General features: G+C 35.5%; 26 protein-coding genes. 2 read left to right on the top strand and 24 right to left on the bottom strand.

The window, feature by feature from the left end:
- Positions 1 to 11: 11 nt before the first annotated feature.
- From M1D73_RS08365 to M1D73_RS08285, 17 genes are all read right to left on the bottom strand, one after another.
- The gene (locus tag M1D73_RS08365; RefSeq protein ID WP_000602243.1) at positions 12 to 182 is read right to left on the bottom strand and encodes a DUF3951 domain-containing protein; all 171 of its coding nucleotides are present in this window, start codon (positions 180 to 182) and stop codon (positions 12 to 14) included.
- Between the two features lie 62 nt (positions 183 to 244).
- A complete protein-coding gene (locus M1D73_RS08360; RefSeq protein ID WP_000425954.1) occupies positions 245 to 556 on the bottom strand; it encodes an AzlD domain-containing protein in 312 nt (103 codons plus the stop codon).
- Positions 547 to 1,272, bottom strand: a complete 726-nt coding sequence (locus tag M1D73_RS08355) for an AzlC family ABC transporter permease (RefSeq protein WP_048656975.1) — start codon at positions 1,270 to 1,272, stop codon at positions 547 to 549. The genes M1D73_RS08360 and M1D73_RS08355 overlap by 10 nt, the downstream gene beginning before the upstream one ends.
- Entirely contained in the window at positions 1,265 to 2,101 is an 837-nt protein-coding gene (locus M1D73_RS08350; protein WP_121868185.1) for a TrmB family transcriptional regulator, read from the bottom strand. Before M1D73_RS08350 ends, M1D73_RS08355 begins: the two co-directional genes overlap by 8 nt.
- Before the next feature lie 17 nt (positions 2,102 to 2,118).
- Positions 2,119 to 2,829 carry an alanyl-tRNA editing protein gene (locus M1D73_RS08345; RefSeq protein ID WP_121868184.1) on the bottom strand — a complete coding sequence of 237 codons (711 nt, stop codon included), beginning with the start codon at positions 2,827 to 2,829 and terminating at the stop codon, positions 2,119 to 2,121.
- Between the two features lie 117 nt (positions 2,830 to 2,946).
- Positions 2,947 to 3,720, bottom strand: a complete 774-nt coding sequence (locus M1D73_RS08340; protein WP_001013935.1) for a flagellar basal-body rod protein FlgG — start codon at positions 3,718 to 3,720, stop codon at positions 2,947 to 2,949.
- A gap of 42 nt (positions 3,721 to 3,762) precedes the next feature.
- Positions 3,763 to 5,073 carry a flagellar biosynthesis GTPase FlhF gene (gene flhF, locus M1D73_RS08335; protein ID WP_000446167.1) on the bottom strand — a complete coding sequence of 437 codons (1,311 nt, stop codon included), beginning with the start codon at positions 5,071 to 5,073 and terminating at the stop codon, positions 3,763 to 3,765.
- 14 nt (positions 5,074 to 5,087) lie between these two features.
- A complete protein-coding gene (flhA, locus tag M1D73_RS08330) occupies positions 5,088 to 7,154 on the bottom strand; it encodes a flagellar biosynthesis protein FlhA (protein ID WP_069355346.1) in 2,067 nt (688 codons plus the stop codon).
- Positions 7,155 to 7,177: 23 nt separating this feature from the next.
- Positions 7,178 to 8,224 (bottom strand): flagellar type III secretion system protein FlhB, encoded by a 1,047-nt coding sequence (gene flhB, locus M1D73_RS08325; RefSeq protein WP_001040112.1) that lies wholly within the window; start codon positions 8,222 to 8,224, stop codon positions 7,178 to 7,180.
- Positions 8,225 to 8,234: 10 nt separating this feature from the next.
- Positions 8,235 to 8,996, bottom strand: coding sequence for a flagellar biosynthetic protein FliR (locus tag M1D73_RS08320; protein WP_001055706.1), 762 nt, complete (start codon positions 8,994 to 8,996; stop codon positions 8,235 to 8,237).
- Between the two features lie 15 nt (positions 8,997 to 9,011).
- Positions 9,012 to 9,287: a flagellar biosynthetic protein FliQ gene (locus tag M1D73_RS08315; protein ID WP_001098085.1), complete on the bottom strand. Its 276-nt coding sequence runs from the start codon at positions 9,285 to 9,287 to the stop codon at positions 9,012 to 9,014.
- 33 nt (positions 9,288 to 9,320) lie between these two features.
- Positions 9,321 to 10,079 (bottom strand): flagellar type III secretion system pore protein FliP, encoded by a 759-nt coding sequence (locus M1D73_RS08310; protein WP_001220582.1) that lies wholly within the window; start codon positions 10,077 to 10,079, stop codon positions 9,321 to 9,323.
- A complete protein-coding gene (locus M1D73_RS08305; RefSeq protein WP_000121178.1) occupies positions 10,076 to 10,396 on the bottom strand; it encodes a hypothetical protein in 321 nt (106 codons plus the stop codon). The genes M1D73_RS08310 and M1D73_RS08305 overlap by 4 nt, the downstream gene beginning before the upstream one ends.
- Positions 10,397 to 10,408: 12 nt before the next feature.
- Positions 10,409 to 10,768: a flagellar motor switch protein FliN gene (gene fliN / locus M1D73_RS08300; RefSeq protein ID WP_000680010.1), complete on the bottom strand. Its 360-nt coding sequence runs from the start codon at positions 10,766 to 10,768 to the stop codon at positions 10,409 to 10,411.
- Positions 10,769 to 10,778: 10 nt separating this feature from the next.
- Positions 10,779 to 11,765, bottom strand: coding sequence for a flagellar motor switch protein FliM (gene fliM, locus M1D73_RS08295; protein WP_000012356.1), 987 nt, complete (start codon positions 11,763 to 11,765; stop codon positions 10,779 to 10,781).
- A 14-nt stretch (positions 11,766 to 11,779) separates the two neighbouring features.
- Entirely contained in the window at positions 11,780 to 12,004 is a 225-nt protein-coding gene (locus M1D73_RS08290; protein ID WP_000775712.1) for a flagellar motor switch protein FliN, read from the bottom strand.
- Between the two features lie 62 nt (positions 12,005 to 12,066).
- Positions 12,067 to 12,852: a lytic transglycosylase domain-containing protein gene (locus tag M1D73_RS08285; RefSeq protein WP_048538194.1), complete on the bottom strand. Its 786-nt coding sequence runs from the start codon at positions 12,850 to 12,852 to the stop codon at positions 12,067 to 12,069.
- A gap of 257 nt (positions 12,853 to 13,109) precedes the next feature.
- Here M1D73_RS08285 and M1D73_RS08280 point away from each other — a divergent pair, with 257 nt between their 5' ends.
- On the top strand, positions 13,110 to 14,204 hold the full coding sequence (locus tag M1D73_RS08280; RefSeq protein ID WP_121868183.1) for a flagellin N-terminal helical domain-containing protein: 1,095 nt from the start codon (positions 13,110 to 13,112) through the stop codon (positions 14,202 to 14,204).
- Between the two features lie 256 nt (positions 14,205 to 14,460).
- On the top strand, positions 14,461 to 15,261 hold the full coding sequence (locus M1D73_RS08275) for a flagellin N-terminal helical domain-containing protein (RefSeq protein WP_121868182.1): 801 nt from the start codon (positions 14,461 to 14,463) through the stop codon (positions 15,259 to 15,261).
- A gap of 95 nt (positions 15,262 to 15,356) precedes the next feature.
- Here M1D73_RS08275 and M1D73_RS08270 read toward each other — a convergent pair whose 3' ends face one another.
- From M1D73_RS08270 to M1D73_RS08240, 7 genes are all read right to left on the bottom strand, one after another.
- On the bottom strand, positions 15,357 to 16,304 hold the full coding sequence (locus M1D73_RS08270; RefSeq protein ID WP_071740377.1) for a DNA-binding domain-containing protein: 948 nt from the start codon (positions 16,302 to 16,304) through the stop codon (positions 15,357 to 15,359).
- Positions 16,305 to 17,044: 740 nt separating this feature from the next.
- Positions 17,045 to 17,953, bottom strand: coding sequence for a chemotaxis protein (locus tag M1D73_RS08265; protein ID WP_000075943.1), 909 nt, complete (start codon positions 17,951 to 17,953; stop codon positions 17,045 to 17,047).
- Positions 17,954 to 18,076: 123 nt separating this feature from the next.
- The gene (locus M1D73_RS08260; protein WP_121868181.1) at positions 18,077 to 18,562 is read right to left on the bottom strand and encodes a LysR family transcriptional regulator; all 486 of its coding nucleotides are present in this window, start codon (positions 18,560 to 18,562) and stop codon (positions 18,077 to 18,079) included.
- Between the two features lie 214 nt (positions 18,563 to 18,776).
- The gene (locus M1D73_RS08255) at positions 18,777 to 19,112 is read right to left on the bottom strand and encodes a DUF3964 family protein (protein WP_000198166.1); all 336 of its coding nucleotides are present in this window, start codon (positions 19,110 to 19,112) and stop codon (positions 18,777 to 18,779) included.
- Positions 19,113 to 19,161: 49 nt separating this feature from the next.
- Positions 19,162 to 20,385: a flagellar hook protein FlgE gene (locus M1D73_RS08250; RefSeq protein ID WP_000588320.1), complete on the bottom strand. Its 1,224-nt coding sequence runs from the start codon at positions 20,383 to 20,385 to the stop codon at positions 19,162 to 19,164.
- A 16-nt stretch (positions 20,386 to 20,401) separates the two neighbouring features.
- On the bottom strand, positions 20,402 to 20,980 hold the full coding sequence (locus M1D73_RS08245; protein ID WP_001143463.1) for a flagellar hook assembly protein FlgD: 579 nt from the start codon (positions 20,978 to 20,980) through the stop codon (positions 20,402 to 20,404).
- A 3-nt stretch (positions 20,981 to 20,983) separates the two neighbouring features.
- A complete protein-coding gene (locus tag M1D73_RS08240) occupies positions 20,984 to 22,093 on the bottom strand; it encodes a flagellar hook-length control protein FliK (RefSeq protein WP_121868198.1) in 1,110 nt (369 codons plus the stop codon).
- Positions 22,094 to 22,100: the final 7 nt, after the last annotated feature.

Below are 22,100 nucleotides of genomic sequence, written 5' to 3'. Positions count from 1 at the left end.
AAAGCCAACTTTCAACTTTTCTTCCTTCCATGTTTACCTTTAGTTTTCACTGTCACTGATTCACAAGGTGTATAATATATTTGAGGTGTCGCCTTATCAACAAACATCATAAACGTAACGAAACCGATAATAAAGAAAATAAACAACGTTAACAAAATTGCTCCTATCGTTAAAAGTATCATAACACCACCCCTATATTTTTCATGTTATTACACTTTTCGCTATTATATGAGCGTAATCCTTTTTAGAAAAAGAAACGTAACAAAATAATCACAACCACTCCCGTTAATACTGTACCTAATAAACTACGAGTATATATCGCTACAAGAAATGTTGGAATTGCTGCGATAAGGTAATCCCACTGCATCGTCTCATGCATAAATAAAACTTGTGCTAAAAGCGCTGCTAATATCGCAATTGGTATGTAATTTAACCATTTTAAACCCCATTCAGGAATTTGTAGTTTGCTAAATACGAGTAGAGGTAAAATACGTGGCACGAGTGTAACAGCTCCTGCTGCTAGTAAAAGTAATAATACATCTAATCTCATTTCCATTTTTCAATCACCACTCCAATCGTCGCTGCTAGTAATGTTGCGATAATAACCGCTATACTATCTGGCATAAATAGGTGTGAAACGTATGCGATAATAATCGATACAATTGCAACACTTAAATGAATTACTAGTTTTGGTTTACTACTTATGAGCTGAAGAACAAATAATCCGATAAACATCGCTGGTAATGCATAATCCATCCCATATGTATGTGGATCTGGTATCCACTCACCAAATAGCCCACCAATAATGGTAGCAAGTATCCAATTTAAATACGCTGTTACGTTAAGCCCAATCATCCATCTTTCACCTAAATATCCTTTTTGCGCTGCATGCTGCACTGCAACGCCGAAAGTTTCATCTGTAATTTGCGAACCGATGATTAAGTTTTTAAATAGAGGAATTTTCGTAAAGTACGGTGCAAGCGCTGCGCTCATTAATAAATGGCGTAAATTAACAAAAAATACAGTAAAAATAATTGCGGAAGCAGGAGCACCGGCTGCATACATACCAGCTAATATAAATTGGGCAGAACCTGCATAAATTAAAGTGGACATAAATGCAATTTCAATGATAGAAAAACCTGCTGTTTTTGCAATTACACCAGCTGCTATACCGATGCTCAAATAACCAAATACAGTTGGTAAACAATCTTTTACTCCTTGCTGAAATGTATCATCGCTCTGCAAAGCTACATGTGCCTGAGCTTTACTCATCTCTATCATCCTCCATTCCTTCTAAAGTTCGTTTTCCTGTTACGACATGAACTAAATCTATATTTTCACGCCATAACGTATCTAACTTATCAGCTCCAAATTCCTTTGTGATTTCTTCAACCATAATATCGTGCCGCACATACTCTGTCGCAACGAGAACTAGCGCTGGGTCATACGTTGTAACGGCCCATGAAGTGCTATCATTTGAGAAGTTCGCAATTAATACTTCCTCTCCATCACGAGCAATAACAGTTAAATGACCACCCATTCTCTTTTCAACAACGTGGGGCTTCATATAATTATGATGAAACGTCGCTCCTATTTTTGTTTCTGGAGCTCCAAATAAGATTGAAAATATATGTACGCCTTCCTCTTTCTTTTGATGAATGTATGGCTCAATTTCATGCACTTGATCTTCCCATACAGAAATCCATAATTCTTCCTTTGCCCTATTAATTATATTGCATATTTCTTTTAAAACACGATCATTTGAGCGAATATGCGAAATTACATCTATTTGTCGCTCTTGTTCTAAACAATTTAGTTTCTCATCTAAAAATTCAAAGGACTTTTCAAAGTCTTTTCGCATTCGATTCATTAATTCGGTAGCTGGTACTGGTACATATTTAACTGGTTCAGAAGGTACAATATGCACCGCTCCTTTATCCATTAACTTACCGAGTACCTCGTAAATCATAGAACGAGGTACTCCTGTTTGTTTACTCACTTCATAGCCTGTTACTGGGGAATGTTTTAACAATCCAATATACGCTTTACATTCATACTGGGAAAATCCTAACTTTTGTAACTCCTTTATAATTTCATCCATCGGTAACCCCTCACAATCTAAATCGCCCTTACTTCAAAACGACGATTTTGCTTCCCTTTACTTTTTACTTTATCAATAACAAGTGTTCCTATTTCACTCGTATTTTTCACATGTGTGCCCCCACAAGCTTGTTCGTCTAAATTTTCAATTGTAACAATGCGGATTTCTTGGATGGTAGTTGGCAGGAGATTTATTGCTGTTTTAATCATTCCTACAGCATTTTCTGCTTCTTCGCGGCTCATATAACGAGTGGAAATTTCTTTATTTTGCTTAATAAGTTTATTCACTTCCTCAACAATTTCTTCTACTTCCACGCTCGATAACTCTTGTAACTCATTAAAATCGATACGTGCTTTATCAGGATAAATTTGATTTCCGGTGCATAGAGCTCCATACTTTTCATAAACAACAGCTCCGATAAGATGCAGTAAAGAGTGATGACGCATTAAATTATGACGTCTTTCCCAATTTATCTCTAATTTAACTGGACCTAATTTTACTTGAGCTTCATCTTTTATATAGTGAACTATTTCTCCTTGCTCCTTCTTTACTTTTTCAACTTTAAATACAGACCCATCTTGTACAATGACACCCGTATCACATTCTTGCCCTCCACCAGTTGGATAAAAAACTGTTTCCTTTACAAATACTTTATTCCCTTCTACTTTTATCACTTCTGTTTCGCAACTCGTTTTGTATGCATCTTCTAAATATAATGCCGTTGTCATACTCTCACCTCTTTAGTAGTTATAGTTATACCTACTAATATAAAAAAGAAGCTCCTTAAAGTCAAATGATAATTCTGAAATTTAAAATTAATAAAAGACTCCTTTATTAGGAGTCCACTATCTCAATATTTCATTCGCTTCTTTTTCATAAATTTTATCAAATGAAGTCATAACGCGCTGTGATGCTTGAATCATCTTTTGATCTGTCATAAGATCTGCCATCTCTTTCGTCATATCTACATTTGAATTTTCTAGCATATGATTTTTTACTATTCCTGTTCCGTTCGGTAAATTAGCAATGTTTCCTTCTGCTAGTGTAAAGCTTTTGTTTTCACGTTGCACGAGACGTGCATTCGTTTCTGCATCTACTGTTTTTGTTTGTAAACGACCAATATTATTTTGTGTTACTTCATCATATAATGTACCGTCTGCTTGTACAGCAACCTTTGCTCCTTCTGGAATACGAATACGCTCATTATTCTCTCCCATTACGAAAGCACCAGATGACGTTTGTAAATAACGATCACTATTTAATGTGAAACTACCATCTCTCGTTAAAAACGTTTCATCATTTTTAGAAGTAACGAAAAATGATGTTGTGCCGGCCGCGCCGTCATCTAAAAAGAAATCTGTAGCGCTATTTGTCATTTGTATATTTCCTTGTACTAAATTCACATGCGTTGCAGCTGGTACTACAGCGTAATCGACCGAACCGATATTTGTTACCGCCCCATCTCCGCGGCGATATGTGTCTTGTACATCAAATACTTTAGACGTCATATTTTCTGCTTTAAATCCTGTCGTTTGAGCATTTGCAACGTTATTCGAATGAACATTAATGCGCTGCATGTAATTCATCATGCCCATAGAACCTATATAAAGACCGTTCATATTCGTTTGAATAAGGCAAGCGCCTTATTCTTCACCTCTTTTCTACGATGTTTGTAACATTTGTTTTGCTAAATGTTCAGCTGTAGCGATATGTATATTTTTCTTTATGTCTTGGCCATCTGTCATTAATACAATAGGAGCTGATGATACCGCTGGAATTTTCAACAATTCGCCACTACTTGCTGTTTCATCAAATTTCGTAAACACAATACCATCTATATGAATATCTTTAAAGTTTGTAATGATTTCAATCATATCTTTACTTTTCATAGAAGCTGATAACGTTAAACAAATATAATCTGGTTCTACTTGTCCCATCGTTTCAATCATTTCTTCCACTGTTTCTGACGTACGATAATTTTTTCCGGCTGTATCAATTAAAATATAATCGACGCGTGCTTCTTCTTTAAAATACGTAAGCGCTCTTGTCATTGCAGCTTCATCACGTACAGCAATTACTTCAGATCCAATTGTCTTTACGTTATCTTGCAATTGCTGCACTGTCCCTATGCGCGAATGATCGGTCGTTATAAAACCAACTGTTTTGTTCTTACCGTGAAATTGCCATGCCATTTTCGCCAGTGTCGTCGTTTTACCAACGCCAGTTGGACCGATTAATGCAATTGTTTGTACTTCTTTTTCAAAGACGTTTTCCGTATTGAAATGAGATTTCATATCTTCCAATATGTACCTGATAACTTCTTCTTCCGTAATCATCGTTGCATTTTCAAACTTTATTTTTAACTTTTCAGCATATGCATGAATGAAATATTGTTCCACATCGTTTTGTTCTAGCATCCGAATTACTTTTTGAATAATAAACGGTACAGATTCTTGGTTTTCTTTCTTTGTAACCACTTCTTCTTTCTTTAGTGGAACGACTTGTTTCACAACTTTTTTCTTTTTCGTTACTTCCGTTTCTTTCGTCTGTTTCACCACGACAATTCCTTTTTCAAACAGCTTTAATAGTTTCTCTTTTTTTCTTGCCCATTCTTCACTATTTCCTGTTTGCATCGCCGCGTATGACATAGGAGTCGTTACATTTTCTAAATTGTGCAGTACTGATTGAATTCCATTCGCCTTCACAATTTGTTCTGAAGGATCATTCACAACATCCATTAACTGTTCATGAAATTGAGCTGTACCTTCATTCACTTCTTCCTGTTTTTCTTCTGGAAAAGCAACTAACATTTCATAATCCTTTTTCCAAAAAAACGGTATATTTCGTTTTACACTTTCATCGACAACGTAATAATAATCTGTACCATATTGGTCAAATAACTTTCGATACAATTCATTTTTCGAAGCTGCTTTTATTCGCATTAACGCTTCCTTCTTTTCTGTACTTTCCATTACTTCACCCCCTACTATTCAATATAGGCAATTTGATCCACAACAATTTCTGGTGCTAATTCGCTAATACAAAGTACTTGTGCTTCTACTTGATAACGTTCTAGCAGTCTTACAATTGCAAATCTAAAATCTTTTCTACGTGTTAATAACACTGGTTCTCTTCCCATTAAACGTGCTTGCTTAAAGACGCGCTGCACTTGCTCAACGACACGTGTTTCTAAATCTAAATCCCAGTTTAACAAGTAACCTTGATATGAATTATTCACAACATCCGCATCTAACTCAATTGAATCAGAGAAGAGCGCTGCATAAATTTTTCCGTCCGGATTTTTCGCATTTTCACAAATAACTTTTGAAATACATTCACGAACAAATGATGTCACACCATCAACGTGATTTTGATACACTTCTTTTCCGTCAATAATACCTTCAATAATTGTTGGTAAATCACGAATAGAAATACCTTCTTTTAGAAGTTGTTTAATAACATTTTGAACGAGTGATAAATCAATTTCTTTCTTCTTAATCTCTTCTAATAGAACGCCATTATCATTTTCAAGCGAGTTAATTAAGTCTTTTACATGTTGGCGCTGAATTAATTCATGCAGATTACGTCTTACGACAACATCTAAATGTGTAATTAATATGCTAAGTGGCTCTAACACTTGATAGCCTTTCATTTGTGCATCTTGCACCATATGCTCTAAAATCCAATATCCATCTTCACCGAAAATTGGATCTTTCGCTGGCTCTGCATCTAAATCAGCCATTACGTTTGGCGTTTTCAATGCTAATAAATAACCTGATTTTAAAACACCCTCAGCCGCCTTCGCACCTTTAATTCGAATAATGTAACGTCCGCGTGGTCTAAAACTCGTATTATCTTTAAAGTTAATTCCAGGAACGTTAATACCAAGGTCAGTAATAATTGACTTCCTCATAAGAACAACTTTATCACGCGCTGTTTCCCCGTTAATTTTCTGCTTTACAAGTGCTGCTAAATCTAAACCGAGTTCTACTATAATTGGATATTTATCCGTAAATACTCCAAATGAATCTTCCACTTGTTGCAGTTGCTCATCTTCGCCTTGAATCATTTCTATTTCTTTTTGAAGCTCGTCTTCTTTTTCTTTCTTTATTCGATTTTTATTACGAATGCCCAAGAAGATAATCGTTCCGCCAACAAGTGCGAATGGTAGAAACGGTAGCGGAGTAAAAATACCCATTGCGATAAACAAACCACCGAGCGCATATACAACAACTTCATGTGCTAATAACTCTTTAAAGATTCCTTCCGTTACCGTATCCGGTGAACCATCAAATACACGCGTTACGATAATACCTGTTGAAATCGCAAGCATAAGCGATCCAATTTGGTTTACGATTCCGTCACCGACAGTTAACTGTGTATAATGAAGAGCCGCATCTGCAAAGCTCATTCCTTGCTGCATCATTCCGACAATTAAACCGAAAATAATGTTTACGAATAAAATGACAATCCCGAAAATAACGTCCCCTTTAATGAACTTCCCGGCACCATCCATCGCTCCGTAAAACTCTGTTTCCATATTTAATTTTTTTCGTTTTGCTTGTGCATCTTTTTCTGAAATAATACGCTGGTTTAAATCAGCATCGATAGACATTTGTTTCCCTGGTAAAGAATCAAGTGTAAAACGAGCTGCTACTTCAGCTGTACGCGATGCACCGTTTGCAACGATAAACTGGAATATGATTAATACTGTAAAAATAACGATACCAATTAATAAGTTTCCGCCAATTACGAACTGGCCGAACTCTTCAATAACATGACCGGCATTTCCGTCTGTCAAAATCGCTCGCGTCGTCGAAACGTTAATCGATACGCGGAAAATCCCGATTAATAACAACATCGTCGGAAATGACTTTAATTCATCCCACTCGTTAATACTTGTCGCTCGCATATAAATAAGTACTGACATACTTAGTAGAAAAACGATAATGATATCAAGTATAAATGGTGGAAGTGGAATTAAGAGCGCCACTACGAATGACGCTGCTAAAAAGATAGAAAAATAGGTTCTTGCAGAATCTATCTTAAACAAAGAGATCTCCTCCAAACGCGCTATTATACTTCAAGTTCGTTCGTCTGAATTAAATAGCGCATAACTTCAATTACAGCTACGTATAAATCTTCTGGAATCGCCATATCTTCCTCGACTTGATAATATAAAGAACGAGCAAGTGGACGGTTTTCCACCATTGGTATTTCTTGTTCACGGGCAAGCGTTCGTATATATAATGCGAGCTCATCTTCCCCTTTTGCAACGACAATTGGTGCTGCATCAACGTGTTTATTGTAACGAAGTACGACCGAAATATGAGTCGGGTTGTTTACAATAAACGTTGCGCCATCCATCTTCTTCGCAATTGTTCCTTGCAAGATTGCATGCATAAAGTTTTTTCGTTTCCCTTTAACTTGCGGGTCCCCTTCATTATCTTTATGCTCTTGTTTCACTTCTTCTTTTTTCATCTTAATATCTTGCTCGTACTCCCATTTTTGATAAATGAAATCAATAATAGAAAGAACGATTAAAATAATTAAAATTGCTAAGAAAATAAATTTAATTTCCCTAATAATTTCAGTAAGTGATGCAGTCCAGTTAAATCCAATCATACTGACAATTTTCTCTAAATTCTTTTTAAAGAGAACGTAAGCGACGTAACCGATTAATCCCATATAAAACAGTGATTTCAAAATATCTACTAAACTTTTACGACTAAACAGTCTCGTAAAATAGTTTTTCGGATTAATACGTGACGCTTTCGGTTTAATGACTTTAGAAGAAAATAGAAAGCCGACTTGAATCATATAATTGAATAAATGAAAAGCGTATACGAGTATTAATATCGGAGCTGATACTTTCAGTAATAAAATCCCCATTAAATAAAAATACTCGGTTGAATCTGTATTTTTTCCAATTTGATCAAACAGCACCGCTACGGAATTTGCAATCTCATACCCTAGCCAATCTCCGAAGAAATAAACGACAACTGCTAATACGAGAATGGAAAATAAATTATTTAAATCTTTACTCCGGGCAATATTCCCTTCTTCACGCGATTTTTTACGCTTCTGCGGGGTGGCCTTTTCTGTTTTATTATCCTTTGCCATGCGCGTCCCCCTACTTCGTTAAGAAAAAGTTAAATAGTTTCGTATATTCTTCAAGTAATACATCCGTCATATTTTTAAACACATAACCGAGCATCGGTACACTCATCGCAATAAACAAAATACCACATGTAATTTTAATTACGTATGCATTCATAAAAACGTTTAATTGCGGAGCGTTTTTTGCAATTAAAATTAGAACAAAGTTAATGATGAATAAACTTCCCATAAGCGGAAGAGCAATTTCAACCGCTGATGTGATCGCAAATAATAGCGTTGCGAGTAGACTATCTAAGAAACTAGTCGTCAGCAATTTTGAAATCGCCTCTGTATATTGAAACGACTTTAAAATCGTGGCAACGAAATAATTAATGCCGCCAAGTGAAATAAAAATAATGAGGAAGAACATATCAAAAAGTGTTGAAAGTAAAGTAGACTGTGATCCTGCATTCACATCAAACAAACTCGCCTGTGATAAACCGATATCAAAGTCTAAAATATGTCCAGCCATTTTCGGAATGTTCCACAGCATTTCTACAATTTTTGAAAGAGATAATCCAATGACAATTTGCGTCGCTGCATAAGCAGCTACATCCCAAACCGTCTTTATATGAGAAACATCAACTTGATCGGCAACTGTAATCGACAGACCGAGCCCAAATGTAACCTTCGCCATAGCTGGAATAGATCGTCCTGAGAAAAACGGTAAAAAATATAAAAATGAAGTAATGCGGCAAAACGCAAAAAACGTCGCCGCCCATAATTCCATATTCATTTCAGTTCACCTATCTTAGTACGAACGCAATAGCGATGGGATTTTATCAAATAAATCTAAAATAAGCGTCGTTAACTCTTGGAACATCCACGGACCTAAAATGATAATAACGAGGACAATACTCGCCATTTTCGGTAAAAACGTCAGCGTTTGCTCTTGAATTTGCATCATCGCCATAATAACAGCGATGATAATAACGACAATCATACTTACGCCGGCAACCGGCATTAAAATCATAACCCCTTTATAAAAAAAGGTTTGAAAAATATCTATAATTGGTGACGTATTCATTTATATGACTCCTATCACATAGCATCAAACGCTTCAGGCGACCGTTTTAAACATAATGTCGACGATTTTTGTATATCCACCTAAATATACGAAAACGAGTATTTTAAACGGTAAACTTAAAATCATCGGCGGTACCATCATCATCCCGAGGTACATTAAAAGTGTACTAATAATCAAATCTATAAATACAAACGCTAAATAAATGAACATCCCTGTTAGTAAACCTTTTTGAATTTGCGTTAACGTAAAGGATGGTACGAGCGTAAATAGTGAAAGATCCTTTAAATCTTTCGGCAACTCTTCTCCGCGTACTTTCAGCATCATTTTTAGATCATGCTTATACGTATGCTTTGACATATATTCTTTCATAATAGGAGCTGTCGTTTCCGCAGCTTGACTTACTGTTATTTTCTCTTTCGTCATCGGATCCCACACATCGCTCTTCAGTTGCCCAAGTACAGGCTGCATCGTAAAGAGTGATAAAAATAATGCAAGTCCAACAAGCACTTGGTTTGGTGGTAAATTCATTACCCCAAGTCCTTGACGTGTAATCCCTAGAACGATCATAAAATAAGTAAAATGTGTAAATAATAGAACGATAGAAGAAGATAATGATAAAAGGGTAACGAGCGCAAATAGTTGTACACTTGAATTACTCGTAAACTCTTTTCCATTTTCGAAATTAATAAAACCGTTCGGGGCTGCATACGCTGGATTTACAAAAATAATTGAAAAAACGATAGAAAATACGAAAATAACGGCTAATAATGATAACTGTTTCTTTATTCTCATGATGGATCCTCTACTTTTTTCGTTTCAGTCTTCACCGCGTCTTCTAGTGCTTGTTGAAACTGATTTCCTGTTCCGGTTAATTGCACAGACTGCACACCGTTATTACTAATAACAGTGAACACTTGCTTTCCGTCCACTTCAAATAAAAAGGCACTCGTTTGATGATTTAAATAAACGCCGTCTTTTACTTGTATATGGCCATTTTCACCCTGCTTAAAAAACTGCTGTTTGCGCGTCTTTTTCGTCATATAATATGCACCGTAGCCGAGCGCACCAAACAGTAAAACGACTTGAAATAAGGTCGTCATATACGACATATGACTCCTCCTCTACTCTTTATCTTGCATTTGACTTTGCGCTTTCATAAGCGCCGCTTGTTTCTTATCAGCTTCAATTTCAGAAATGATAATACCGAATTTCTCGTCCATTACGATTGCTTCACCGATGCCGACTTTCATATTACTTAAATACACATCTACTTTATGTCCTAAGTTTTTCTCTACTTCCAGAACATCGCCAACTTTTAACTGCTTTACATCACCAAGTGTAATAGATGACTTTCCAAGCTTTACACCAAGTTCAATCGAAATATCTGAAACAGTATCAATATGTGCTTTACCTGCTTCATTTCGCTTTCCTGCAAAATCTTCTAATCCCATTAATGACACAGGAGATACTTCATGCTTCATATGGATCCTCCTACTCTACAAAACTTTTAAATAGGAGCGCCTTACGCGTTCCATCTTTTCCAATAAAACAATTAAATTTATGCTTTCCATCTACATAACCAAGTAATTCATCCGAAACTTTCGTATGAAGCGGAATAATATCGCCTTCTTCAATTTGTTCAATTTCACTCATTGTCATTTTCTGCTCACCAATTGCAACGTGAACAGGTTTGTACACTTGATTTACTTTCATTTCCACTTCAGACGTATACTTTTTACGTTTATCTGAAGAATGTTCGACAATATTTTCAGACGTTAACTTATCCATAATTTCTTCAACAGATAAGAATGGAATTCCGATACGCACCGTCGTATTCCAAAAATCTGTTTTCATATTTACGTTAAGTAATGAAATGATATCGCTCGCTGTCGTAATCTTTAATGCATTCGGATCTGTTTCCGTCGTTACAAATTTCGGTTCAATCGCAACAACACTTTCAAATGATTGCTCTAAATTTTTACAAAGAAGCAAGAATATATTATCAAGCGTTAAAAACTCAAACGCTGTTAACGGTCTGCGCATCGTAAAGTTACGCTTACTATCTCCGCCAAGCCAACATTCATGAATATAAATAACGAATGCTAAATCAATCTCAATAACAATTTCTCCAAGCTCTGGTAAACCGAGATCAATTACGCAATATAAATAATAATCTTTCGGCATTTTCTCCACATACTCACTCGTAAATGGAACTTGCTCAACTGTTGAAGGCTCTAGTTCAATTGGAATACGCATACGCGCTGATAACGTCTGTGACGTCTGTTTTCCAAACGTAGAAGCAATCGCTTGCAAACTACGTAAATGCTCAACACCGAACTTCTCTGGTCTATTAAAATCATACTCTTGAAATTTCTCTTGCTTTCCTGCTTCTTGTGCGAAAGCTGGCATTTCCTCGCCTTCATTTACCGCCTTCAGCAGGGCATCAATTTGCTCTTGGCTTAATTTTTCGCCACTCATGACAATCCCCTTCCCTACCTTTTCAATTCAACGATTTCAACGTACATCTTTCCATTCTTCGTCAAAATCTTTCCGGTTCCAATCTCTTCATTCTCAAGCATAAGACGCACCGTATTTTTCGTTGAATTTTCAAGACGATACAATGTACCTTTCGTAATATGAAGCAGATCTTCAATTTTCTTTTTCGTATTTCCGATTTCAAAATAAATTGTTAACGGAATATCATCTTGTAATTTCAAATCTAGCCAACTCCCATATCATGTTCACGAAAATTTCATGTTCTCTCTATATATGAAACTTCTTATTTTGAAACGTCGATATTTAATATTTTTTTAATATATCCTTGCGTTTCTTTAAATGGCGGTACGCCTCCGTACTTTCTCACATTACCAGGACCAGCATTATAAGAAGCAAGCGCCAATACTAAGTCGCCGTTATTTTTCTTTAAATAACCGCTTAACTCTTTCACGCCACCTTCAATACTTTCAGCTGGTGAAAAGGGATTCTTCACACCCATCTCCTTCACATTCGCTGGCATAAGCTGCATAAGTCCCATCGCACCGGCATGTGACACCGTTTTCGGATTAAAATTAGACTCTACTTCAATCATTTTTTGAATTAACGTTTTTGGAATTCCGTATGTACGACTTACTCGATCAATAATATCCTCATACTTCCCTTCATTAGAAGAACGTATTTTTTGAATATTATACTTCTTCGTTAATTCCCACGTATCAGCAGCCTCATTTTTCGTTTCTGGGAAACGTCGTTCAAACTCTTTTTGCGCAACTTGCACTTCATCTGCTTTCTTCGTTTCACCCTTTTCTTCAGGCTTACTCGCTTCATCTACTTTATTAATAGATTGTTCCGGCTTATTAACAACCGTTTCTATTTTCGTAGATTGTACCGGCTGACTCATATCTTCTATTTTTGCCGGCTGCGTAGTAGCCTTCGTCTCCTTCGCAGGTTCACTCTGCAATTTCTCTTGAAAACGACTACTAACAAATGCTTGTGGACTACTTAGCTTTTGCTGAATTTGTCCTTTTTTATATGCAAGCACTTCTTTTACTATATTTCCAACTATCATAATATCACCTTTTCGGTAAACAAAGATAATCTAATATTAGAGTTTTTTTTTAAAGTTTGCAATAATCCTTTTAATAATTATGTAATAAAAAAATGAATATATTGTTAAACTGTTATTTTTTTATATTTATTAATTCGAATTTTTAGTTGACACCCGTTGTGGCAAGGATTACAATAAATCTCGAAATTGATTTTTTCGCATATTACCGTTTTTCAATTTGCAGAAAAGTCAATATAAAAAAATGGGGGTTTCTTAACATGAGAATTAATACAAACATTAACAGCATGCGTACTCAAGAGTACATGCGCCAAAACCAAGCTAAAATGAGCAACGCTATGGACCGTTTATCAAGCGGTAAACGTATCAACAACGCTTCTGACGATGCAGCAGGTCTTGCAATCGCAACTCGTATGCGTGCTCGTGAAAGCGGATTAGGAGTAGCAGCTAACAACACTCAAGACGGTATTTCATTAATCCGTACTGCTGATTCAGCAATGAACTCAGTATCTAATATCTTACTTCGTATGCGTGACCTTGCAAACCAATCTGCAAATGGTACAAATACTAACGAAAACCAAGCTGCATTAAACAAAGAGTTTGATGCATTAAAAGAACAAATCGATTATATTTCTACAAACACTGAGTTCAATGATAAAAAATTATTAGATGGTTCAAATAAAACTATCGCAGTTCAAACATTAGATAATGCTGATACAAGTAAGCAAATTAACATCAACTTATCTAATGTGTCTACTAAAGAATTAGGACTTTCTACTTTATCTATTGGAACTGATAAAGTAGAAAAAACAGTATATGAAGCTACTGCAACATCATTTGACACTCTTGGAAAAACAACAGATGCCACTAAAGCGGATCTTGATCCACAAGTAAATGCTACTATGAAAGAATTTGAAAAGGTTAAATCTTTCATGTCTGCAGATGATGTGAAAAAAATCGAAGCAAAATTAGATGCCTACACTAAAGCAGATGATGCTGGATCAAAAGTTGCAGCACAAAACTTAGGTAAAGAATTTGCTACTTTAACAAAACTTGAGACTACAGATCTTAAAGCTAATGCTTCTGGTGCAATTGCATCGATCGATACAGCATTAAAAAACATTGCTTCTAACCGTGCAACTCTAGGTGCTACATTAAACCGTCTTGACTTTAACGTAAACAACCTGAAGAGCCAATCTTCTTCTATGGCTTCAGCTGCTTCTCAAATCGAAGACGCTGACATGGCGAAAGAAATGTCTGAAATGACTAAGTTCAAAATCTTGAACGAAGCTGGAATCAGCATGCTTTCTCAAGCAAACCAAACTCCACAAATGGTTTCTAAATTATTACAATAAGCCATTTGAGTTAGTTTCCTGAATAAACCTCTCTGCTTGCGGAGAGGTTTATTTTTTCTATATAGATAGATTATTTATAAAACTTTCTTTTTTATGTGAAAGAGAGTATCTGCCATGCATAGAAGCGGTCAGTGCTTATCTTGATCCCCTCTTATGCTAAAACACAAATAGCAAATAAGCATAAGCCTTTTATCTTTTCATGACCTTTTATTAGCTTTAGAACACTAACTATATCAATCTATAAGGGGTGTCTATTATGCGTATTGGTACGAATGTTTTGAGTATGAATGCTAGGCAGTCGTTGTATGAGAATGAGAAGCATATGAATGTGGCGATGGAGCATTTGGCGACTGGTAAGAAGTTAAATACTGCTTCTGATAATCCAGCGAATGTTGCAATTGTGACTCGTATGCACGCGCGAGCAAGTGGTATGCGCGTGGCGATTCGTAATAATGAAGATGCACTATCGATGCTTCGTACAGCGGAAGCTGCACTTCAAACTGTGACGAATATTTTACAGCGTATGCGTGATTTGGCCGTTCAATCCTCAAACGGTACAAATTCAAATAAAAACCGTCATTCGCTGAATAAAGAGTTTCAATCTTTAACAGAACAAATTGGCTATATTGGCGAGACGACTAAGTTTAATGATTTATCCGTATTTGACGTTCCAAACCGCCCTATTACATTAGACGATATCGGTCATACGGTACATATATCAAAATCTATTCCCCCTTCCCCTACACAACATGACATCAAGATTTCAACAGAACAAGAAGCAAGAGCGGCAATCCGTAAAATTGAAGAGGCTTTGCAAAGTGTGTCAATTCATCGTGCCGACCTTGGTGCAATGATAAATCGTTTACAGTTTAATATTGAAAATTTAAATAACCAAAGTATGGCGTTAACAGATGCTGCATCACGAATTGAAGATGCAGACATGGCGCAGGAGATGAGTGATTTTTTAAAGTTCAAATTATTGACTGAAGTTGCAATTAGTATGGTTTCACAAGCGAACCAAATTCCGAAAATGGTCTTTAAACTACTACAATCATAAAAATTAATCTTCCATTTTTGGAACGATTCCATACAAAACAAAAGGGAAATACATATAAACTATGTATCTCCCTTTTATTTTGTACCCAAATTTTATTACTGTGTTACCGTCATAACTTGTCCGCTACGGTCAACCATTATTTTCATTTTTCCGTCTTGTGCATTATATAGCCCAAGTTTATGTAATTCCATTTTACAATCTTGTACGAAAGTTGGTAATTTACGAATTTGATCGATATCAGAACTTGTAATGAAATGAATTAAAAGCTGCGTCATACCTTTAATATCTTGTACAAGCTCTTCTTTCTCTCGTTTTAGCCTTTCATTTTCTAGTTGTAACGACTGCAATTCACCTTCTAAGCTACGTGTATTCTTTGCTTCTCTAGAACGCCCTGCTGCCATGCTAGAAAGCTTATAAATACCTTCCATAAACTGATGTAGTTCGTCTTCTTTCCTTTCACTACATTGATTAATTGTTTCAAAGTTATCAACGATACCAGATATAACTGTTACAAGATTTTTTTCATCCTCTTTATGCTGGATTTCTTCTTTTAATTCGTACTCATTTCCTTGTTTTCTTGCAACGATTGCCTCTTTTACTGGTATATATTTCCGCTTTCGTCCTGGTTTTTGTTTTTCAATATTTTCAAACGCTATTTCACGTTTTTTTAATTTATAATACGTATTTTGCAATTGACTTTCTGTTTTTGGAAAAAGATTTAGTTCATTTTTACTTACGTATTTTGAAATACTTAAAATGTTTAAACCGTGACGTTGACAAAATTGATACACTTCATACAGTAGCTCTAGTTCAGACTTCAGCCATGTAATTGCTGATTTTTCATATGCTCGCATCCCGCCATTTTTTTCTATATCTATTTGAAATAATACCATTCTATTATGTAAATCAACTAATTCTTCATACTTTACTTGGAATTCTTTTTCTATTTTTTTAAATTCCACCTCTAGTTGCATATCGTTCATTTTATTATTTGACATGTTTTGCAAAAGACCTAATACATTAATTGCTGTGTGGTGATACATAATCTGTGCCACTCCCCCTCATCCTTTCACAATTCTCATCTGACTCCCATGTCTTTTAAGAAAATAGCAATTTTTACATATCCATATTATAACAGTTCGAAATTATCTGTCAAATAATAAACATACAAAAATGTATAGAAAGTATAAAAATTTGGAAAATGTTTTTTATTAATATGCAAAATTGCATATTAATTACATTTAATTATATTATATGGTATTTTGAATGTTTTTTCACCGAAAAAATTTGCGTTACCACGAAATATTACTAAAATAAAAATCGAAAATACGTTTGCTTATATTTTAAAATCAAAAATCTCTAAATAAAGATTATTCACACATACAGCGACAAACACCCAAGAAACCTTTCATTTTTCTACCAGCTTAAAGTATAGAATACTAAAAAGGAATTAGCCATATGTAGCATTGGCTAATTCCTTCCTCTCTCTAACAGAATAGAGTTATAAACCCAGTCTTCAAATCCTCAATCAAAGTCTCACTTCTTCTTACCTAAAACTACTTCATACCTCTGAACTCACATCGCATGAAACTCTATTAAGCACTGAAAACTTCCTTACATAAGTAGTTCCTCTATTCCTACTAAATAGAAAAATGTTATACGCCAGCTCTTCTACTTACCTATAACCACTCCATATCTCTGGTCTCAACATCGCATAGGGCTCTATTAAGCACTGACTGCTCAACACTTAGCTAGAGCTTCTATTCCGGCTAAATAGAAGCTTTTAAAGCACTAACTTATCAACTAAACCAATTAGCTCTTGAATATCTGGCTTACTTACTTGAGCATTTGCTCCTACAGCTTCACCTTTATGGAATAATTCATTTGTAATTAATGAAGAGAAAATAATGACTGGTAAACGATTCATTACTTCACTATCCTTAACCACTTTCGTTAAATGATGTCCATCCATTTTTGGCATTTCAATATCGGTAATTAGCAAGTGAATATGTTCAAACATTTTCTCTCCTTGCTCTTTCGCTAATTTTTCAATTTGCGCTAACGCTTCTGCACCATTGCTGAAGAAGTTCATTTTCGTATATCCAGCTGATGATAATGTTTCTTCTAATATTTGACGAAGCATCGCTGAATCTTCTGCAATGTAAATTACTTTTTCAGCTCGATCTGTTTTTTGTTCTAACCCTGCAATTGATTTATTGTCATAACCAGTGCCGCTAATTTCACATACAATTTTTTCATAATCTAATAATAAGATGATTTTTCCATCTAGTTTTACAATACCAGATGTCGTTTCTTCTAGTCCCATAGATAATGAAGCTGGTTCATCAATTTGTTCCCACGAAATACGTTGAATACGATGCACTTCATCAACGCGGAAAATAACTTTCATTTGGTTTAATTCTGAGATGATAAATTTCGTTTGATCAAGTGGCTTTGTTGACTTTAAATTAAGAGCCATTGCCAAGTTAATAACAGGTAAAATTTCACCACGTACTTGAACAACACCTTCAACTGCATGATGAGATTCTGGCACAGTTGTAACAGGAAATGGATTAATGATTTCACGTACTTTCATTACATTAATACTAAATAGGTTTTCACCAACAGTGTACGTAACAATCTCTAATTCATTTGTTCCGCTTTCTAATAAAATACTTTGTGCTTGTGACATAAAGGTGTCGCTCCCCTTCCATTAATTCCGTATATCTAATTATTAAGCTTTATAAAAGAGAAAAAGTCAACTACCTATATAAAAAATATAGATAGTCGAACGATTCATTTTATTAAAAAACAATTAATCTTGTATAAACGCAGCAAGTGCCTCTAATAACACTTCTTGTGCTCCTACAATTTCCGTCGGCATTGCTTCCCATTTTTTCGAAAGCTCGGTCTCTACTCTTATTCTCAGCTCAGAATTCATTTCTGCTAGCACATATTCTTTCGTTGCTATATCAACATCAAGTAGCGCGAGTGCATATAATTCCGGGTCATTTATTTTTTCGAATAATCGCTTTAATACTACCGGTGCTATATGTTTTAATTTTTCAATATGAATTTCCTTATCCGAAAATAGTAACTCATATTGAATAAACGTAACATTTTCTTTAATCACTTTAAAATAACAATTATTTTTTTTATCATTCACAAAATAACCGTTTGGATCTGCGATAATACTTTCTACTTTACGAATTAAATCTGGCAAACTATTCGCCGCCATTACAGTCCGCTGCTCAACCTCACTCGGCGAAATGAATGTAACGCGATACTTATTTTGCGCCATCCTCCTCACCTCTCCTTTTATAGAAATTCAGTCTAATTGTATACTACAACTACCTTAAATTAACTTAAAACTCTTTTATATTACCACTTCTTACACTACCATACTACTCTAGTAACTCTACATATCTCTGGTCTTACACATCGGTCGGGACTCTATTAGGCACTAACCGCTCCAAAACATCGCCAGGTCCTCTCTCAAAACCTAAAAAGTGCTTTTAAGAACCTTTCAATAACTCTATGTTATTAAACCAAAACGCTATTTGCTGATCCGTAATATTTGGCAACATAACAAAAAACTCACGACACTTCATCTCATCCTTAAACAGTTGATACTTCCAAACGCTATCGCTACCAACACTTATGAAATAAAACTCATGGATACGGCCAATGATTGCTTGTTTTTCACCAAATGAATACGGAGGCACTTGCTTAATTTCAAATTGATCTGGTAAATATACATGCTCTTCTCGTTCTATTTTTAATACTTGCTCGGCAAGTTCACGTTTATTTTCGAAAAAAGGCAATTGTAAAATTCGCTCTTGTCTTGTCATACGAATAAAAAACCCTTTCTACTCCATTACATTTTTTCCATGCGATATATTATCGAATTAAGTTTACAACTTCATTTAATACTTCATCTGAAACTTTAATTACTTTCGCATTTCCTTGGAATCCGCGTTGGTATAACATTAAGTCAACGAATTCTACAGATAAATCTACGTTTGCACCTTCTTGTGCACCACCGCGTACTTTACCTGCACCGTTTTGACCAGATGCACCAAGAGCTAAAATACCTGTTGTATTCGTTGCTGTATAGTTACCATTACCTGTTTTCATTAGTCCGCCTTCGTTTGGGAACATCGCAACAGCTAATTGACCTGCAGATTTCATACTTCCATCAGAATATTTTACCATTACGTATCCACCGTCAGCAATGAAGCAATCTTTAACCGTCGCTGCTGCTCTACCATCTACGTCTGTTACTGATAATGTTTTATCTGTTGGATGATTTGTTAAATGGCTTAAGTCTAATTTTATAGAACCGCCATCAAATGGAATATTGGCTCCTTGCTCTTTCGGATTTGGATTTCCGACAGCATCAAATGTCATATTACCACCTGCACCTGGAACATCCTTAAACTCTGTTTCTTTTTTCGAGTCATTACGCATTTGTACTTTATATGTATAGTTATGTTCACTCGTTTGTTTAAACTCTACACGCATTGTCCATGTATTCCCCGCATTATCATATACAGGTAAATCTTGTGTAATTTGTTTTTCACCAGTTGGAATATTCCCTTTAATTGTCCCTTTCGATGTTCGAATACCACCAATTGCTGTTCCCATTGGAATTTGCAACGGTCCTGGAATTCCAGATAAATCAACTTCACCAGTTGCCTCATTTGCAGGGTATGCAAATACGTATTGACCTTCAGTATTCGTAATATAGTAATCTGAAGATATCCCAAACGTACCTTTACGAGTAAATTCCATATTTCCGCCTTTTGAATCACCCACAACGAAGAAACCATTACCTTCCATTGCCGCTTGTGTTTTACCACCTGTTAACGTTATTGTACCATCACTATAATCCGTAACCGTACCACTCATTTTCACACCGTTACCAATACTTTTCGGATTTGTTCCGGCGTATTTACCGTCACCTTTTGCACCAATCGAATTGTTATATAGTAAATCATCAAACATTGCTTTTTGTTTTTTATAACCTACTGTTTGTGCATTGGCAATATTATTTGAAGTTACACTTAATGCATTTTGTGTTGCATTCATTCCTGTAATACTTGTATATAACGCTTTAATCATAACGTATGGACACTCCTTATGAATTTGTAGTTTTTACTTCTTCAGTTACTTTTTGATCGTCTTTCTTTGCGTCTTCTGGATTCGTTTCTCCAATCGGTTTATCAGACACTCTCTCAACGAAACGAAGAGATACAACTTTATTATTAATAACGAGCTGCACATCGTTATTTTCTGCAAGGCGAACTGTCTCTACTTGACCAGTTACTTTGTTTCCTTCGCCGTCAACACCTCTTACGTATTTCCCTAAAAACTTCATTCCACCATCAAGTGCTGTTGAATACATCGTTGATTGCAGCTTATCTACTGCTTTCGTCATATTCTGTACTTGTTCCATAAGAGATAACTGCGCTGTCTGATTCATCATTTGATTCATATCCATCGCATTAAATGGATCTTGATGTTGGAAACTTGATAAAAATAATTTTAGGAAATCATCTTTCCCCATTACCCCAGGAGTCTTTTGCGCTCCTGCCGAAACTCCATTACTTTGTTGCACTGGCGATTGTACACCATTAACAGGTACATTACTTTTTTGCGCTCCTGCTTGTAACGGAATATGATTTGTACTCGTTGTATTTAATCCAACTGTTGGCACGCTTTATTCCTCCAATAATCCCGCAAATTCTGTTGATTGTTGTTTTTCATGATTTGTATTTGCTAATTTTTGTTTTTGCCTTTGCTCTTGTTCTCGCTGTTCTTTACGATTTTCATCTTTATCTGAATAGCTAATTTGAATATTGATTTCTTTTTCTTTTAACTTTAATCTCAATTCATCAAAAATGATTTCAACACGTTTTTTCGCATCGTGTTTTTCCATTTCTACGTGAACGTCAATTTGATCTCCGTGTTTTTTCATAAACACTGTTAATGTACCAAGTTTTTCTGGATTTAACTGGAATAAAACACGTTCTTGTTTCACTACAAATTTTTGCAGCGCTTCTACTTGCGCTTCCATTTTCTTTCCTAAGTCAGGTAATGAAACTTTCTCAGCACCACTATTTGATTTCCCTACTTGTTCGGTACTCGTCGTTTTATTTAATAATTCTGCACCTGCAGAGCTCGAGTCGTTTAATGCATCAACTTCTGGCAACTCTACCTTTGCATCATCGCTCTCAAGTTTCGGAAGATCTACCTCTTTAGACTCTTCTTGTTCCTTTGCAATATTACAATTTTCTGTTTCTACAACCTTCAATGCTTGCATCGTTTGCTCTGGCATCTTCATTTTGTCTAATACCATTTGCATTGTATCTTCTAAACATATAGCGTTTTTGATATTCATATTTGAAAGAAGTTCTTGTAATTGTTGTAATTCAGCTGCAGGTAATTCATTAAGTTTAATATTGCCATATTCTTTATATAGCTCTTGTATTTTTTGTATGTATTGATATAACAATTCCGGCTGCACATGTAATTGCTCAATTGCAACCATTTGCTCAGATACAGCTAATAACAACTGTTCTGTCTCTTTTTTTTCTTCTTTCTTTACAATTGGTTCTTCTTTCGTTACCGATGGTTTAGAAAGGTTATATTCTTTTTTCTCTTCTTTTGGTGCTTCTTCTCGTTTCGTTTTCTCCGTTTTCGGCTGCTTTTTATTTTCGATTCTCATCGTACGATCGAATGAAGAATCTTCATTTTTCGATTGTACTTCTAGCCCTTTTTCTTTTTGCGGAGGTAAACTTTGTTGCACCGGTAATACAGACTGTATCACTACATTC

The sequence above is a fragment of the Bacillus sp. PK3-067 genome, assembly GCF_056738645.1.
Note: the sequence above shows the minus strand (reverse complement) of the source record. Positions and strands in the feature narration are given on the sequence as shown.